Origin of the sequence: Streptomyces sp. NBC_01013 (assembly GCF_045162765.1) — a bacterium.
GTDB lineage: Bacteria > Actinomycetota > Actinomycetes > Streptomycetales > Streptomycetaceae > Streptomyces.
On the sequence record NZ_CP108687.1, the window covers coordinates 922,144 to 938,121 of the forward strand.

General features: G+C 70.1%; 12 protein-coding genes. 4 read left to right on the forward strand and 8 right to left on the reverse strand.

Annotated features, from left to right (window positions below; genetic code table 11):
• Positions 1-10: 10 nt before the first annotated feature.
• The 3 genes from OG538_RS03945 to sucC form a co-directional block, all read right to left on the reverse strand.
• Positions 11-1,588 (reverse strand): aldehyde dehydrogenase family protein, encoded by a 1,578-nt coding sequence (locus OG538_RS03945; protein ID WP_406090161.1) that lies wholly within the window; start codon positions 1,586-1,588, stop codon positions 11-13.
• Between the two features lie 150 nt (positions 1,589-1,738).
• A complete protein-coding gene (sucD, locus tag OG538_RS03950; protein WP_406090162.1) occupies positions 1,739-2,710 on the reverse strand; it encodes a succinate--CoA ligase subunit alpha in 972 nt (323 codons plus the stop codon).
• An 11-nt stretch (positions 2,711-2,721) separates the two neighbouring features.
• Entirely contained in the window at positions 2,722-3,855 is a 1,134-nt protein-coding gene (sucC, locus tag OG538_RS03955; RefSeq protein WP_406090164.1) for an ADP-forming succinate--CoA ligase subunit beta, read from the reverse strand.
• A 165-nt stretch (positions 3,856-4,020) separates the two neighbouring features.
• On the opposite strand from sucC, the gene OG538_RS03960 reads away from it, so the two are divergent.
• The 4 genes from OG538_RS03960 to OG538_RS03975 all read left to right on the forward strand — a co-directional run bounded on the left by OG538_RS03960 (position 4,021) and on the right by OG538_RS03975 (position 10,554).
• Positions 4,021-5,703 carry a thiamine pyrophosphate-binding protein gene (locus OG538_RS03960; protein ID WP_406090166.1) on the forward strand — a complete coding sequence of 561 codons (1,683 nt, stop codon included), beginning with the start codon at positions 4,021-4,023 and terminating at the stop codon, positions 5,701-5,703.
• A gap of 16 nt (positions 5,704-5,719) precedes the next feature.
• Positions 5,720-6,949 carry a formyl-CoA transferase gene (gene frc, locus OG538_RS03965; RefSeq protein WP_406090167.1) on the forward strand — a complete coding sequence of 410 codons (1,230 nt, stop codon included), beginning with the start codon at positions 5,720-5,722 and terminating at the stop codon, positions 6,947-6,949.
• Between the two features lie 2 nt (positions 6,950-6,951).
• Positions 6,952-9,090, forward strand: coding sequence for an acetate--CoA ligase family protein (locus tag OG538_RS03970; RefSeq protein WP_406090169.1), 2,139 nt, complete (start codon positions 6,952-6,954; stop codon positions 9,088-9,090).
• Positions 9,091-9,159: 69 nt separating this feature from the next.
• A complete protein-coding gene (locus tag OG538_RS03975) occupies positions 9,160-10,554 on the forward strand; it encodes an OFA family MFS transporter (protein WP_406090171.1) in 1,395 nt (464 codons plus the stop codon).
• Between the two features lie 94 nt (positions 10,555-10,648).
• On the opposite strand, the gene OG538_RS03980 is transcribed toward OG538_RS03975, so the two are convergent.
• The 5 genes from OG538_RS03980 to OG538_RS04000 are packed head-to-tail and all read right to left on the reverse strand — an operon-like array spanning position 10,649 to position 15,958.
• Complete coding sequence (locus OG538_RS03980; protein ID WP_406090173.1) at positions 10,649-11,818, reverse strand: sugar phosphate isomerase/epimerase family protein; 1,170 nt, start codon at positions 11,816-11,818, stop codon at positions 10,649-10,651.
• Positions 11,819-11,867: 49 nt separating this feature from the next.
• A complete protein-coding gene (locus tag OG538_RS03985) occupies positions 11,868-13,265 on the reverse strand; it encodes a nucleotide pyrophosphatase/phosphodiesterase family protein (RefSeq protein ID WP_406090175.1) in 1,398 nt (465 codons plus the stop codon).
• A complete protein-coding gene (eboE, locus tag OG538_RS03990; RefSeq protein ID WP_406090177.1) occupies positions 13,262-14,437 on the reverse strand; it encodes a metabolite traffic protein EboE in 1,176 nt (391 codons plus the stop codon). Before eboE ends, OG538_RS03985 begins: the two co-directional genes overlap by 4 nt.
• A gap of 4 nt (positions 14,438-14,441) precedes the next feature.
• Positions 14,442-15,290, reverse strand: a complete 849-nt coding sequence (locus OG538_RS03995) for a TatD family hydrolase (RefSeq protein ID WP_406090179.1) — start codon at positions 15,288-15,290, stop codon at positions 14,442-14,444.
• On the reverse strand, positions 15,290-15,958 hold the full coding sequence (locus OG538_RS04000) for an EboA domain-containing protein (protein ID WP_406090181.1): 669 nt from the start codon (positions 15,956-15,958) through the stop codon (positions 15,290-15,292). Before OG538_RS04000 ends, OG538_RS03995 begins: the two co-directional genes overlap by 1 nt.
• Between the last annotated feature and the right edge of the window lie 20 nt (positions 15,959-15,978).

Consider the following 15,978-nt stretch of genomic DNA (forward strand, 5'->3'; position numbering starts at 1 on the left):
GCCGCCCGGCTTACGGCATCAGGTGGTGGTCCGGGAAGTTGCCCGGCAGCCGGTCGTCCGCCGGGCCGTCGGTGACCGCCCGGACCAGGAGCTCACCGCCGACGAACGCCCCGCGCCACGAGGCGCCGAAGCCACCGAACAGTTCCTCCCGGTCCCCCCGTGAGCGCGGTGCGCCGTGGCCCGTCTTGAACGCGCGGATCTGGGGCGCCAGGCGTGCGTACGTCGCGGGGTCGTCGGTCGAGAGCGTCGCGACCAGGGCGCCGTTCGAGGCGTTCATGGCGGCGAGCAGCTCCGCCTCCGTGTCCACCAGCACGATCGTGTCGACCGGGCCGAAGGGTTCCGCGTGGTGCAGCGGGGAGGACGGGGGCGGGTTGAGCAGCGTGACCGGGTGCAGGTACGCGGACGTGTCCTGGCCGGGGAGGAAGTGACCCCCGGCCGCGGAGGCGTCGGCGCGGTGCAGCGGGATCGCGCCGCGGTCGATGGCCTCGGCCACCTGGTCGGCCAGCTCCTTGGCCTTGGCCGCGTTGATCAGCGGACCGAAGTCCGGGTCCGGCAGCGGGTCGGCGGGGTCCGCCACGGCGAGGGGGTGACCGACGCGCAGCGAGCGGACCGCCGGGAGATACGCCGCCAGGAACGCGTCGAACGCGCTGCGCTGCACCACGAAGCGGGGGTAGGCGGTGCAGCGCTGCTTCCCGTAGTCGAAGAGCTTGGGGATCACGGCGGCGAGCGCGTCCCAGCCGGTGTGGTTCCAGATGCCCCAGGTGTTGAGTCCCTCCTGTTCGAGGATGTGGCGCTTGCCGAGGTCGGCGACCGCGGTGGCGACCCGCGCCCCCGTGTCGCGGCCCCCGACGAACGAGACGCAGCCGATCTCCGGTGAGCGGACCAGTGCCCCGGAGAGTTCGCCGCCGCTGCCGCTGACCAAGGTGAGCGGGAGGCCCTCGCGGGCGGCGAGCGCGCAGGCCAGGGTCAGGCACGACACGCCGCCGTCCGTGGGGGCCTTCGCGATCACGGCATTGCCGGCCAGCGCCTGGACGAGCATCGCGTGGACCAGCACGGACATGGGGTAGTTCCAGCTGGCGATGTTGGACACCGGGCCGGGGAGCGGGGTGCGGTGGTCGAGCATCCGGTCGATGTTGTCGACGTACCACCGCACCCCGTCGATGGCCCGGTCGACATCCGCAGTGGCGAGGCGCCAGGGCTTGCCGATCTCCCAGACAAGGAGGAGGGCGAGCAGTTCGCGGTGCTCGGTCAGGGCGTCGAGCGTGGCCGCCACGCGGGCGCTGCGTTCGGGGAGCGGGATGTGGCGCCAGGCGCGGTGCTGGTCGAGGGCGGCCCGGACGGCGCGGGTTGCGGTGGGGGCGTCGAGCCGGGGCGGGCCTGCGATGGGGGTGCCGTCCACGGGGGTGGTGGCCGGAAGGACGCGGCCGTCGCGTTGCCAGGTGGAGGCCCAGAGGTTCAGGACGCGGTCGTCCTGGAAGGCCTCGGGGGCGGTGGCGAGGCAGCGGGTCCACGCGTCCTGCCATGCGGTGCCGGGTTTGAGGATGAGGGAGCTGGTGGGGGCGTTCTTCTGGGTGCTGCCGGGTGCCATGGAGGTCTCCGCTCTCGGTGCACGGTCGGGGCGGTGTGGTGCCGTGCTTGGGGGTGCGGGGCGGGAGCGTGGGGGTGGGGTGCCTGCGTCGGGGCTTGTGCCCTGTCCGCGCCTTCCCGTGACCGGGGCTCCCGCCCCGCACCCCGCTCCTCAGACGCCGGAGGGCCTCGGATGGCGGGAGGAGGTGGAATGGCCGGCGGGGGGTTCGGCGCAGGAGGTGGGCCGGGCGGAGGGGCTGCACGGGCGGAGCAGGCGGGCCCTGGTCAGGCCGGCGGTGTCCGTCGGGGTCGAGCCGACCGCCACTCCCACAGCCTCCAGCGCCCTCTTCTTCGCGTCCGCCGTGCCTGACGAGCCCGAGACGATCGCTCCCGCGTGGCCCATCGTCCTGCCCTCGGGGGCCGTGAAGCCCGCGATGTAGCCGATCACCGGTTTGGTGATGTGCCGGGCGATGTGGGCCGCCGCCCGTTCCTCCGCGTCTCCGCCGATCTCGCCTATGAGGAGGATCAGTTCGGTGTCGGGGTCCTGCTCGAACGCGGTCAGGCAGTCGATGTGCGTGGTGCCGATCACGGGGTCACCGCCGATGCCGACCGCCGAGGAGAAGCCGATGTCGCGGAGCTCGTGCATCAGCTGGTAGGTGAGCGTGCCCGACTTGGAGACCAGGCCTATGCGGCCGGGGGCGGGGGCGATGTCGGGCGGGATGATGCCCGCGTTGGACTGGCCGGGGCTGATCAGACCAGGGCAGTTGGGGCCGATGATGCGGGTGGAACGGGCCCTGGCGTGAGCGTGGAAGGCGACCGCGTCGTGCACCGGGATGCCCTCGGTGATCACGACGGCGAGACCGATTCCGGCGTCGACCGCTTCGATGACGGCCGCCTTGGCGAAGGCCGGCGGGACGAAGACGACCGTGACGTCCGCGCCCGTGGCCGTCATGCCCGCCCGGACCGAGCCGAAGACCGGTACGGGGGTGCCGTCCACGTCCACGGTCCGCCCCGCCTTGCGCGGGTTGACACCCCCGACGATCCGGGTGCCGGCCGCAAGCATGCGGCGCGTGTGTTTCATGCCCTCGGCGCCCGTCATGCCCTGGACGAGGACCCTGCTCTCCTCGGTGAGGAAGATGGCCATGTCCGCACTCCTTATGCTGCGTCGGCGAGTCGGGCGGCGCGACGCGCGGCGTCGTCCATGGTGGTGGCCTGTTGGATCAGCGGGTGGGCACGGGCGTCGAGGATCGCGCGCCCGCGCGGGGCGTTGTTGCCGTCGAGGCGGACGACGAGCGGTTTCGCCAGTCGTACGGTCTCCAGCGCCTGGACGATGCCGTCAGCCACCGCGTCGCAGGCGGTGATGCCACCGAAGACGTTGACCAGGACGGACTTCACGCCGGGGTCGGAGAGGATGACGGACAGTCCGTCGGCCATGACCCGGGCGGAGGCGCCGCCGCCGATGTCGAGGAAGTTGGCGGGGCGTGCACCGCAGCCGGCGACGACGTCGAGGGTGGACATGACGAGTCCGGCGCCATTGCCGATGATCCCGACCTCGCCGTCCAGCTTCACGTAGTTGAGACCCTTGGCAGCCGCCTCGGCCTCCAGCGGGTCGCCGTGCGGGTCGTCGGTGTCCGCACCCCGACGGGACCGGCGGAAGCCCGCGTTGTCGTCCAGGGACACCTTGCCGTCCAGGGCGAGGATCTGGCCCGTGGTGGTCCGTACGAGAGGGTTGACCTCGACCAGGAGGGCGTCCTCACGACTGAGCACCTGCCACAGCAGGCTGAGCACGGGAGCCGCCTCCAAGGGCAGTCTCGCCGCCTCGGCGATCTGTCGCGCCTTGCCTTCCGTCACGCCTTCCGCCGGGTCGACCGGGATGCGGGCCACCGCATCCGGGCGAGTGGCGGCCACCTCCTCGATCTCCATGCCGCCCTCCGCGGAGGCGATGGCGAGAAAGGTGCCGGCCGCCCGGTCCAGTACGTAGCTCACGTAGAACTCCGCCTCGATGTCCACCGGTTCGGCGAGCATCACCGTGCGGACGGTGTGGCCCTTGATGTCCATGCCGAGGATCCCGCGCGCCGCGAGGGCCGCGGCCGCCGGGTCCGCAGCCGGCTTCACGCCGCCCGCCTTGCCCCGGCCGCCGGTCTTGACCTGTGCCTTGACCACGACGCGTCCGCCGAGTCGCCGGGCTGCCTGCTGCGCCGCGTTCGCGTTGTCGACGACTTCGGCGCGCGGTACCGCTATGCCGTGTTCTGCGAAGAGTTGCCGTGCCTGGTGCTCGTACAGATCCATAGCCACTCCCGATCGTGCCGATTGTGAAAGTGCCGCACGCCCCCTGGACACCACCCACCGGATGCGGGATAACAAGGTTCATACAGTATTCGTCGACTGTATGCAATGTACCGCGAGAGCACTGGAGCGGTTTCCGCACTCCCCTACGAAGGGACAGGGATCTTCATGCCCGAGGACAGCCAGGACCTCATTTCCGGTGGGCACTTGGTCGCGAAGGCGTTGAAGGCCGAGGGGGTGGAGCGCATCTACACCCTCTGCGGCGGGCACATCATCGACATCTACGACGGCTGCGTCGACGAGGGCATCGAGGTCGTCGACGTACGCCATGAGCAGGTCGCCGCCCACGCCGCCGACGGCTACGCCCGGATCACCGGTAAGCCCGGATGCGCCGTCGTCACCGCGGGTCCGGGGACCACGGACGCGGTGACCGGCGTCGCCAACGCCTTCCGCGCCGAGTCTCCCATGGTGCTGATCGGTGGTCAGGGAGCGCACAGCCAGCACAAGATGGGATCGCTCCAGGACCTGCCACACGTCGAGATGATGTCGCCGATCTCGAAGTTCGCCGCCACCGTGCCGGACACCGCACGCGCCGCGGACATGGTCTCCATGGCCTTCCGCGAGTGCTACCACGGCGCCCCCGGCCCGTCCTTCCTGGAGATTCCGCGCGATGTACTGGACGCCAAGGTGCCGGTGTCGACGGCACGGGTGCCGCAGGCCGGGCAGTACCGGGCCTCGACCCGCTCGCCCGGTGACCCCGCGGCCGTCGAACGGCTCGCCGACCTGCTGGTGCACGCGGAGAAGCCGGCGATCCTGCTGGGCAGTCAGGTGTGGACCACCCGGGCGACGGACAGCGCCACCGAGCTCGTACGGACCCTGAACGTACCGGCGTACATGAACGGCGCGGGCCGCGGCACCCTGCCGCCCGGCGACCCGCACCACTTCCAGCTGTCGCGTCGCTACGCCTTCTCCAACGCCGACCTCATCGTCATCGTGGGGACGCCGTTCGACTTCCGCATGGGCTACGGCAAGCGGCTCTCCCCGGACGCCACCGTCGTGCAGATCGACCTCGACTACCGCACGGTCGGCAAGAACCGGGACATCGACCTCGGCATCGTCGGCGACGCCGGTCTGATCCTCAAGGCCGTCACCGAGGCCGCGAGCGGGCGGCTGAACGGGGGTGCGGTCAAGCGCAAGGCCTGGCTGGAGGAGCTCCGCGCTGCCGAACAGACCGCGATCGAGAAGCGGTTGCCGAGCCTGAAGTCGGACGCCTCGCCCATCCATCCCTACCGGCTGGTCAGCGAGATCAACGAGTTCCTCACCGAGGACTCCATCTACATCGGGGACGGCGGCGACATCGTGACCTTCTCCGGTCAGGTCGTGCAGCCGAAGTCGCCCGGCCACTGGATGGACCCGGGTCCGCTCGGCACCCTCGGTGTCGGTGTGCCCTTCGTCCTGGCCGCCAAGCAGGCCCTGCCCGACAAGGAGGTCGTCGCGCTCTTCGGAGACGGCGCGTTCTCCCTGACCGGCTGGGACTTCGAGACGCTGGTGCGCTACGACCTCCCGTTCGTCGGCATCGTCGGCAACAACTCCTCGATGAACCAGATCCGATACGGCCAGAAGGCCAAGTACGGAGACGAGCGCGAGCGGGTCGGCAACACCCTCGGCGACGTCCACTACGACAAGTTCGCCCAGATGCTCGGGGGTCACGGGGAGGAGGTGCGCGACCCCGCCGACATCGCACCGGCCCTGCGGCGGGCCCGTGAGTCCGGGCTGCCGTCGCTGATCAACGTCTGGGTCGACCCGGACGCGTACGCCCCCGGAACCATGAACCAGACCATGTACAAGTAGCAGAGGAGCCGTTGGCATGACCAAAGCTCTTGAGGGCGTGCGCGTCCTCGACATGACGCACGTACAGTCCGGCCCCTCCGCCACTCAGCTGCTCGCCTGGCTCGGTGCGGACGTGGTGAAGCTGGAGGCTCCGAGCGGGGACATCACCCGCAAGCAGCTGCGCGACCTTCCCGATGTCGACTCCCTCTACTTCACGATGCTCAACTGCAACAAGCGGAGCATCACGCTGAACACCAAGAGCGAGCGCGGCAGGGAGATCCTCACCGAACTCATCCGCCGCAGCGATGTGATGGTGGAGAACTTCGGGCCGGGGGCCGTCGACCGGATGGGGTTCACCTGGGAGCGGATCCAGGAGATCAACCCGAGGATCGTCTACGCCTCCATCAAGGGCTTCGGCGAGGGCCCGTACACCAACTTCAAGGCGTACGAAGTGGTCGCCCAGGCCATGGGCGGCTCGATGTCCACCACCGGGTTCGAGGACGGACCGCCGCTGGCCACGGGGGCGCAGATCGGCGACTCCGGCACCGGCATCCACGCCGTCGCCGGCATCCTGGCCGCCCTGTTCCAGCGCGAGAACACCGGGCGGGGGCAGCGCGTCAATGTCGCGATGCAGCACGCCGTGCTCAACCTGTGCCGGGTCAAGCTGCGCGACCAACAGCGGCTCTGCCATGGTCCGTTGGCGGAATATCCGAACGAGGACTTCGGCGACGAGGTGCCACGCAGCGGCAACGCCAGCGGCGGCGGGCAGCCCGGATGGGCGGTGAAGTGCGCGCCGGGAGGGCCCAACGACTACGTCTACGTGATCGTGCAGCCCGTCGGCTGGCCGCCGCTCGCGTCGCTGATCGGGCGCCCGGAACTGGTGGACGACCCCGAGTGGGCGACGCCCGAGGCCCGGCTGCCCAAGCTGAACAAGATGTTCCAGCTCATCGAGGAGTGGTCGGCCACGCTTCCGAAATGGGAGGTCCTGGAACAGCTCAACGGGCACAACATCCCCTGCGGTCCGATCCTCTCCACCAAGGAGATCGTGGAGGACGAGTCGCTGGCCGCCAACGAGATGGTCGTCCGGGTCGACCATCCGGAGCGCGGCACCTTCACCACCGTAGGCAGTCCGCTGAAGCTGTCCGACTCCCCCGTGGACGTGGTGACTTCACCGCTGCTCGGCCAGCACAACGAAGAGGTGTACGTCGGTGAGCTGGGCCTCGGTGACGAGGAACTGCGGCTGCTGAAGACGAGCGGAGTCATCTGAGCATGGTCGAATCACAGGATCGCGAACAGGTCAGGCAACTGCTCGAATCCGTCCGGGCGTCCGGCCGGGCGGCGCTCACCGCCCCCGAGGGCAAGATCGTGGCGGATGTGTACGGAATCGCCGTGCCCGGCGAGGAACTGGCGCAGGACATCGACGAGGCGGTCGCCCTCGCGGACCGGCTCGGCGGCCCCGTCGTACTGAAGATCGTCTCCCCCGATGTGCTGCACAAGACGGATGCCGGCGGTGTCGTCGTCGGGGTGAAGGGTGCGGCACAGGTACGGGAGGCGTTCTGCCGCATCATCGAGAGCGTGCGGGCGTACGCGCCGGACGCGCGCATCGACGGCGTGCAGGTGCAGCAACTGGTGCCGCCCGGGCAGGAGGTCATCATCGGCGCGGTGACCGACCCCACGTTCGGCAAGGTGGTCGCCTTCGGACTGGGCGGTGTGCTGGTGGAGGTGCTGAAGGACATCACCTTCCGCCTCGCTCCGGTCACCCCCGACGAGGCACGGTCGATGCTCGACTCGATCGGCGCAGCGGAGATCCTGCGTGGGGTGCGCGGCGCCCCGCCGGTGGACCGGTGGGCGTTGGCCGAGCAGATCCGGCGGGTGTCCCAGCTGGTCACGGACTTCCCGGAGATCGCCGAGGTCGACCTCAACCCGGTGATCGCCTCGCCCGAGGGCGCGGTCGCCGCCGACATCCGGATCCTGCTGGCCACCGGGGCGGTGAAGGAGCGGCGGAAGTACGGCCGGGAGGAGATCCTCACGTCGATGCGGCGGTTGATGGAGCCGCGTTCGGTCGCGGTGATCGGCGCCTCCGACGAGCCCGGGAAGATCGGCAATTCGGTGATGCGCAACCTCATCGACGGCGGGTTCTCCGGGGAGATCCATCCGGTGAACCCCCGGGCCGATGACATTCTGGGCCGCAAGGCGTACAGGAGTGTCACGGACATTCCCGGTGAGGTGGACGTGGCGGTCTTCGCGATCCCGGCCAGGTTCGTGGCGGCGGCGCTGGAGGAGGCGGGCCGCAAGGGCGTCGCCAACGCGGTCCTGATCCCGTCCGGTTTCGCCGAGACCGGTGAGCAGGCCCTGCAGGACGAGATCGTGGCGGTCGGTGAGCGGTACGGCGTGCGGCTGCTCGGGCCGAACATCTACGGCTACTACTCGACGTGGCAGGACCTGTGCGCCACTTTCTGCACCCCGTACGACGTCAAGGGCGGGGTGGCGCTGACCTCCCAGTCCGGTGGCATCGGCATGGCGATCCTCGGTTTCGCCCGTTCGACGAAGACCGGTGTGTCGGCGATCGTCGGGCTCGGCAACAAGTCGGACCTCGACGAGGACGATCTGCTGACGTGGTTCGGCGAGGACCCGAACACCCGGTGCATCGCGATGCACCTGGAGGACCTCAAGGACGGGCGTGCCTTCGTGGAGGCGGCGCGCGCGACCGTACCGAAGAAGCCGATCGTCGTGCTGAAGGCGGGCCGGACCAGCGCGGGTGCGAAGGCGGCCGGCTCGCACACCGGCGCACTGGCCGGCGACGACGCCGTGTACGACGACATCCTGCGCCAGGCGGGGGTGATCCGGGCGCCGGGGCTGAACGACATGCTGGAGTACGCGCGGGCGCTGCCGGTGCTGCCGACGCCGAAGGGCGACAACGTCGTCATCATCACCGGTGCGGGCGGTTCGGGTGTGCTGCTGTCGGACGCGATCGTGGACCACGGCCTGTCACTGATGGAGATTCCGTCGGACCTCGACACCGCGTTCAAGGCGTTCATCCCGCCCTTCGGTGCGGCGGGCAACCCGATCGACATCACGGGCGGTGAGCCTCCGTCGACGTACGAGGCGACGATCCGGCTCGGCATGGAGGATCCGCGCATCCACGCGCTGGTCCTGGGCTACTGGCACACGATCGTCACCCCTCCGATGGTCTTCGCCGAGCTGACCGCCCGGGTCGTCCGCGAGTTCCGGGACCGTGGGATCGAGAAGCCGGTGGTGGCGTCGCTGGCCGGTGACACAGAGGTCGAGGAGGCGTGCGCGTATCTCTACGAGCGCGGCGTCGTGGCCTACCCCTATACCACCGAGAAGCCGGTCGCGGCGCTCGGTGCGAAGTACCGCTGGGCAAGGGCCGCGGGGCTGCTGACCTGACCCTTCCCAGGCACGAGGAGTTTGGACAGGGGGCGCTGGCCAGGTTCTTTCGAAGCCAAGGGGAGTTTCATGAGCACAGACGGACAACCGGGCGCGTCAGCCGTCGCGTACCGGGAAGTGACGGACAGCAAGGGCCGCGTCTACCGGGTCGGTGAGACGGACCGCAGCATTCTCGGTCACAGCCGCGCGTTCATGGTGTATCTGCCGTGGATCGCGATGATGGCCATCAGCGTGTCGGAGTACGCCTACGGGTCGGCGGAGGACACCCTCTCCGAGGCCCACGGGTGGACACAGAGCAACACCTTCTGGATTCTCAGCGTCTGGGTCTTCTTCCAGGCCGGAATCGCCTTCCCGGCCGGGTGGATGCGCGAGAGGGGCATACTGACGGCGCGTCGGGCCATGTTCATCGGAGCCGCGCTCTGTCTCGTCGGATTCCTCGCGCTGTCGCACGTCGACAACGTCTTCGGCGCGATCTGCGGCTTCGGGGTCGTCGGCGGCCTGGGCTCCGGACTCATCTACGCCACGTGCATCAACATGGTGGGCAAGTGGTTCCCGGAGCGGCGCGGCGCGAAGACGGGCTTCGTCAACGGCGGCTTCGCCTATGGCGCGTTGCCCTTCATCTTCATCTTCAACTACGCCTTCGACACGAGCAACTACAACGAGGTGCTCGACCTCATCGGTCTCTACGTCCTGATCGTCGTGGCGGCCTGTGCCTGGTTCTTCAAGGACCCGCCGAAGAACTGGTGGCCGTCGGAGGTCGACCCGCTGAACCACTCGGGGAACGCGAAGAGTGCGGCGAGCCTGGCGAAGAACCCTCCGGCGGCGAAGCAGTACACGCCGAAGGAGGCCATCCGGACCGGGATGCTTCCGCTCATGTGGATCACGATCGTCCTGACGGCCGGCGTATCCATCTTCGGTATCTCGTTCCAGGTGGACTACGCCAAGGAGGTCGGTTTCGGCCCCCTGGTCGCGGCCTCCTCCATGGGTGTCATGGCGGTGATCAACGGGGTCGGCCGGGCCGTCGTCGGCTGGCTGTCCGACATCTGGGGCCGCAAGCTGACCCTGGTGTTCGTCATCGTGGTGCTGGGTCTCGCCCAGTTCGGTGTGATCTGGGCCGGTGACCTGCACAGTGAGTGGCTGTTCCTGTTCTTCGCCTTCCTCTCCGGCTTCGGAGGCGGTGCGTTCTACCCGATGTTCGCCGCCCTGACGCCGGACTACTTCGGGGAGAACTACAACGCCACCAACTACGGTCTCGTCTACAGCGGCAAGCTGATCAGCGGACTGTTCGGCGGTGGTCTGGGCTCGATGGTGGTGGACTCCTGGGGCTACAACGGCGCCTATGCGCTGGCCGGGGGCATCTCCATGGTGGCTGCGTGCATCGCGCTGATGCTGAGGCAGCCCGGGCGGCCGCGAGTGCGGGACATCGTCCCGAATCCGCAGCCAGTCAGCCGGGAGGTCGTCTGAGGGCTGTCGCTCCCCCTCGTACGTCGGGCCTCCCCGCACCTGTGCGGGGAGGCCCGACGTACGGGGCTCGACGGGTCCGGGCCCGCCGGTGGTCCTACCTGCGCAGCGCCGCCATGCCCTCGTAGCTGATCCGCGCCTGCCTCAGGGACTGCGCGAGGTCCGTCGAGCTCGGTGCGGTGTCCTGCTCGACCATCGGGTTGCGGTAGTTCGCCTGCCCGACGCGGCGGAAGAAGGTCCGGTAGTCGATGTCCCCGGTGCCGAAGGGGACCATTTCGTAGCCGTCACCGCCGGCCGTGTTGACGATGCCGTCCTTGGCGTGGAACAGCGGGTAGCGCTTGTTGTGGCGGCGGACCACTGCCGCGGGGTCGAAGATGTTCTCCCGCTGCGACCCGTCGAGCGCGGTGTAGGTGTGGAACTTGTACTGGGCGACGTGTGCCCAGTAGACGTCCATCTCCAGCCATACGGTCTTCGGGTCGGTGACCTCGAGGAAGTACTCGAGCTTGCGCGTGCCCGAGCTGCGGGTGGGCCGGCCCTGCGCGTCCAGCGGACCGCCGTCGAGCAGGAAGCCGTAGGCCGCGTCGTGGTTGTGCGTGTACAGCTTGATGCCCGCACGATGAGCGATCTGTCCCAGCGCGTTCCACTTGTCGGCGGCCACGTCCCAGTCGGCACGGTAGGCGCTGCCGGTGGGGTCGCCGCCGGTACCCATGTGGTCCATGCCGAGGATGTTCGCTATTTCGAGGTGCCGCTTGAACTGGTCCAGGTCGCTCTGGCTCAGCGGCCAGGACCCGGGGATGAAGCCGTGGTTGCCCTGGGCGCGCAGTCCGTAGTCGTCCAGCCACGAGCGGAGCAGCTTCGCGCCCTCCACCGATTCGAGGTTGTTGCCACCGGGTGCGTTGGCGTGCTGGCCGTACCCGGCGAACTCGACCTGCTTGTAGCCGTAGCGGGCCAGCTCCTTGAAGACGTCGCGGAAGCCCGAGGGGAGGCTGGTGCTGAGCGGGTCCCGGCCGGTGGCGTCGCGCACGGTGTACAGGATGATGCCCCGCTTCGCCGCCGGGACCAGAGCCTGACCGTGGCCATGACCGTGGTCGTGGCCCTGCCCCTGGCCGGCAGCGGGCTGGGCGAAGGCCGGTGACGCGCCGAAGACGGGCGCGGCGATCGCCGCGGCCCCCGCGGCGGTGCAGGTGCTGAGAAAACGGCGGCGGCTGACGCCGAGGCTGCGGCGCAGGGCGCCGTCCGTTCCGGATTCGTCGTTGTACACGGTCACGGTCTCTCTCCTTCTCGAAGGTGCTCGCCACGCTGTGCACGGCCCGTTCTCATGCGAGGCCGGCAAGCGTGAGGAGCAGGGACTTCACTTCGGTGGCCCGGACGGGTCCGGTGAACGCGTGGGGGGTGGAGCAGAGGATGAGCGGACCTTCTTCGTCGCTCGGGGGGAGGCGGCCGTGGCTGCCTCGGATGGGTGACGGATCGAGCGGCACGACCGCCATGCGGTAGCGCATGCCGAGCTTCTTGCGGGCGACGGCCGTGACCGCCTTGACCCGGACGTACGGGTCCTCCGGGTCCATGAAGAGCTCGACGGGGTCGTAGCCGGGTTTGCGGTGGATCTCGACGAGCTGCGCGAAGTCCGGCGCCCGGTCGTCGTCGAGCCAGTAGTAGTACGTGAACCAGGCGTCCGGTTCGGCCACGGCGACCAGTTCGCCGGAGCGGGGGTGGTCCAGACCGTGTGCCTTCTTACCCTCGTCGTCGAGGAGAAGGTCGATGCCGGGCAGGTCTGCCAGGGCTTCGCGGGCCGCTTCGAGGTCCTCGGGACGGCGTACGTAGATGTGCGCGATCTGGTGGTCGGCGACGGCGAAGGCCCTCGACGTCATCGGGTCCAGGTACTCCATGCCGTCCTGGGTGTGCACCTCCAGGAGTCCGGCGCGGCGCAGCGCCCGGTTGATGTCGACGGGCCGGTCGACCCGGGTGATGCCGTACTCGGAGAGGGCGACGACGGTGCGTCCCTCGCGGCGGGCGTCGTCCAGGAGCGGTGCCACGGCCCGGTCGAGGTCGGCGGCGGCCTCGAAGGCGCGCGGGTCGTCGGGGCCGTATCGCTGGAGGTCGTAGTCGAGGTGCGGGAGGTAGCACAGCGCGAGGTCGGGGTGACGGGTGCCGAGGATGTGGCGGGTGGCGTCGATGATCCACTGGGAGGAGACGAGGTCGGCGCCGGGGCCCCAGAAGTGGAAGAGGGGGAAGGTGCCGAGTTTCTCGGTGAGTTCGTCGTGGAGGGCGGGCGGCCGGGTGTAGCAGTCGGGTTCCTTGCGGCCGTCGGCGTAGTAGACGGGGCGTGGGGTGACGGTGTAGTCGGTGTCGGCGCCCATCGCGTACCACCAGCAGATGTTGGCGACGGTGTAGCCGGGGTGGGCCCGGCGGGCGGCGTCCCAGAGCTTGTCACCCGCGACGAGTCCGTTGTGCTGGCGCCACAGGAGCACGTCGCCGAGTTCGCGGAAGTACCAGCCGTTGGCGACGATGCCGTGCTCGGCGGGGGTGGTGCCGGTGAGGAAGGTGGACTGGGCGGCGCAGGTGACGGCGGGGAGCACGGTGCCGAGCGGGGCGTGGGTGCCGGACTGTCCCAGGGCCTTGAGGTGGGGCATGTGGTCGAGGAGGCGGGGGGTGAGCCCGACGACGTCGAGGACGAGGAGGGGCGTGGGTGTGCCGGGCGTCCAGGCGGTGGTCATGGCAGCTCCTTGAGGCCGAGGTCGGTCAGGAGGTCGCGGGCGAGGGTGAGCTCGGCGGCGATGCCGTCGGCGAGCTGGGCGCGGGAGCGGGGCCGCAGCTCGGCGGGGAGCGCCTGCCAGGTGTACGTCTCGACCTCCAGGTGGCGGGTGAGTGGGCGGGCCCGGCCTACGAGCCGGCTCAGGGTGGCGCGGAGCACGGGGAGGGTGGAGGTGAGCGGGGGTGCGGGCGGAGCGTGCAGAGGCACGTGGAAGTGGGCGCGCCACGGGGCGCTGTCGGGCAGGGCCTCGCCCGTGACCGCTTCGTCGAGGTCGTCGGTGCCGCGCAGTCCGGCGGCCGTCGCGATGCGGGTCTGGTGCAGGAAGCGGGGCTCGGCGAAGGCGGCGAGGGCGGTCCGCACCTCGGGGAGGTGGGGGTGTTCGGCGTGCAGGGCGGCGGAGAGCTGTGCCTTGGCGACGGGGATACCGGCGGCGGTGAGCGCGTCGACTGCGGTGTCCGGGTCCTCGAAGGAGGTGGCCAGGTGGCAGGTGTCGATGCAGACGCCGATGCGTGCGTGGCCGATCGCGGTGAGGGGGGCGATGGCGTCGGCGGTGGTCTCGACCGTGCATCCGGGTTCGGGTTCGAGGCCGATCCGGATGGACTTGCCCGTGAGCTCGTCGAGCGCGTCGAGACGTTCGCCGAGGGTGGTGAGCGCCGCGAGTGCGGTGCGGGCGGCCTCGGGGTCGCCGGTGTACGGGGTGCGCCAGGCGAGGGGCAGGGTGGAGATGGTGCCCTCGGTGACGTCGTCGGGCAGGAGCGTGGCGAGCAGCCGGGCCAGGTCGGTGGTGTGGGCGAGGCGCTCGGGGTCGGTCCAGTCAGGTTTGTAGACCCGGTACTTGACCTCCTCGGCGCCGAACCCTTCGTACGGGAAGCCGTTGAGGGTCACGACTTCGAGGCCGCGGCGGTCGAGCTCGGCGCGCAGCGAGCGCAGCTGGGACGGGTCGTTGATCAGCGTGCGGGCAGCGTCCCTGGCGAGCCAGAGCCCGATGCCGAGGCGGTCGCGCCCGAGCCTCTTGCGTACGGGTTCGCAGTGGTCGCGCAGTTGGGCGCGGACGCCTTCGAGGGTCTCGGCGGGGTGGACGTTGGTGCAGTACGCGAGGTGGACCACGGTGCCGTCGGGGTGGCGGAAGCGCATGGCCTCACTCCCCGCCGCGCAGGATGGAGTTGCCCTCGTGGAGCGGTTCGGGGGCGGCGGTGTCGAGGTGGAGACGGCCGCTCTGGCCGTAGAAGGCGACAGGGTTGCGCCACAGGACCTGGTCGACGTCGTCCTCGGTGAAGCCGGCGGCGAGCATGGCGTCGCCGACCCTGCGTGTCTTCAGTGGATCGCTTTTGCCCCAGTCGGCCGCGGAGTTGACGAGGACCTTCTCGGTGCCGTGGAGCTTGAGGACGGCGACCATGCGGTCCTCGTCCATCTTGGTGTCGGGGTAGATGGAGAAGCCGGCCCAGCAGCCGCTGTCACGGGCGTCCTTCACGGTCGTCTCGTTGAGGTGGTCCAGGAGCACCCGCTCCGGAGCGAGGTGGGACTCGCGTACGACGTCGATGGTGCGGCGCAGGCCGGCGAGCTTGTCCCGGTGCGGGGTGTGGACGAGTGCGGGCAGGCCGTTGTCGGCGGCGAGCTGGAGCTGGGCGGCCAGTGCGGTGTCCTCGGCCGGGGTCATCGAGTCGTAGCCGATCTCGCCGACGGCGACGACGGAGTCCTTGACGAGATAGCGGGGCAGGGCGTCCAGGACGGGGGTGCAGCGCGGGTCGTTCGCCTCTTTGGGGTTGAGGGCGAGGGTGCAGTGGTGGGCGATGCCGTACTGGGCGGCGCGGAAGGGTTCCCAGCCGAGCAGGGCGTCGAAGTAGTCGAAGAAGCTGGCCGGCGAGGTGCGGGGCTGGCCGAGCCAGAAGGAGGGTTCCACCAGGGCGCGGACCCCCGCGTCGTACATCGCCCGGTAGTCGTCCGTGGTGCGGGAGGTCATGTGGATGTGGGGGTCGAAGATGCGCATCAGGACTCCTCCGTGGGGGCGGCGGGCGCGGCGGGGCCGGGGGCCGTGAGGGCGAGTACGTGGTGCAGTCCGGCGGGGACGGGCCGGCCGGCCGCGATGCGTTCCGCTGCGAAGTCGCCGAGCATCCGGGCGAGTTCGGCGTCGCCGCGCGTCCTCCTGGCCAGGTCGTCGACGGACTCGACGGGGACGCCGGTGAACAGGCACTTCAGGACGGCGTGGCGCCAGTTGTGCGGATCGAGGTGGGCGGCGGCGTACGGGCCGACGGCCGCGGCGATCAGGGTGGTGTCGTTGGCGCGCAGCGCGTCCTCGACGAGCGGCAGTGCGGTCGGGCCGAGGTCCAGTGCGGGCAGGGTCAGAAGGACGGCGCGGCGTTCGGCGGCGGTGCCCTGTTCGTAGAGACGGGTCAGGGCGGGCAGGCCGGCGCGGGCCTCGATGAGCAGCAGGGCGCGTACGGAGTCGGCGTGTTCGAGTCCGCACTGCCGCCCGGCGGAGGCGTACCGCAGCTCCCACGGCGGTACCGCGTAGCTGTCCGCGGGGGCGGTGTCCGCGTGGGTTGCGGCGTGGGCGGCCTCGGCGAGGGCTTCGTCGAGCCAGGCGCGCGCGGCTCCGCCGAGCCTGGTGTCGAGTTCCTTGCGGGACAGGAGCGGGTTCGTCGGGGTGGCCATCATGGTGTGCTCCCTTCGGCGGC

Excerpts from the sequence above, each read along its gene's own strand:
- sucC (WP_406090164.1), bottom strand. The coding sequence starts at position 3,855 with ATGGATCTGTACGAGCACCAGGCACGGCAACTCTTCGCAGAACACGGC.
- frc (WP_406090167.1), top strand. The coding sequence starts at position 5,720 with ATGACCAAAGCTCTTGAGGGCGTGCGCGTCCTCGACATGACGCACGTA.
- OG538_RS03975 (WP_406090171.1), top strand. The coding sequence starts at position 9,160 with ATGAGCACAGACGGACAACCGGGCGCGTCAGCCGTCGCGTACCGGGAA.
- OG538_RS03960 (WP_406090166.1), top strand. The coding sequence starts at position 4,021 with ATGCCCGAGGACAGCCAGGACCTCATTTCCGGTGGGCACTTGGTCGCG.
- OG538_RS03995 (WP_406090179.1), bottom strand. The coding sequence starts at position 15,290 with ATGCGCATCTTCGACCCCCACATCCACATGACCTCCCGCACCACGGAC.
- eboE (WP_406090177.1), bottom strand. The coding sequence starts at position 14,437 with ATGCGCTTCCGCCACCCCGACGGCACCGTGGTCCACCTCGCGTACTGC.
- OG538_RS04000 (WP_406090181.1), bottom strand. The coding sequence starts at position 15,958 with ATGATGGCCACCCCGACGAACCCGCTCCTGTCCCGCAAGGAACTCGAC.
- OG538_RS03985 (WP_406090175.1), bottom strand. The coding sequence starts at position 13,265 with ATGACCACCGCCTGGACGCCCGGCACACCCACGCCCCTCCTCGTCCTC.
- OG538_RS03945 (WP_406090161.1), bottom strand. The coding sequence starts at position 1,588 with ATGGCACCCGGCAGCACCCAGAAGAACGCCCCCACCAGCTCCCTCATC.
- sucD (WP_406090162.1), bottom strand. The coding sequence starts at position 2,710 with ATGGCCATCTTCCTCACCGAGGAGAGCAGGGTCCTCGTCCAGGGCATG.
- OG538_RS03970 (WP_406090169.1), top strand. The coding sequence starts at position 6,952 with ATGGTCGAATCACAGGATCGCGAACAGGTCAGGCAACTGCTCGAATCC.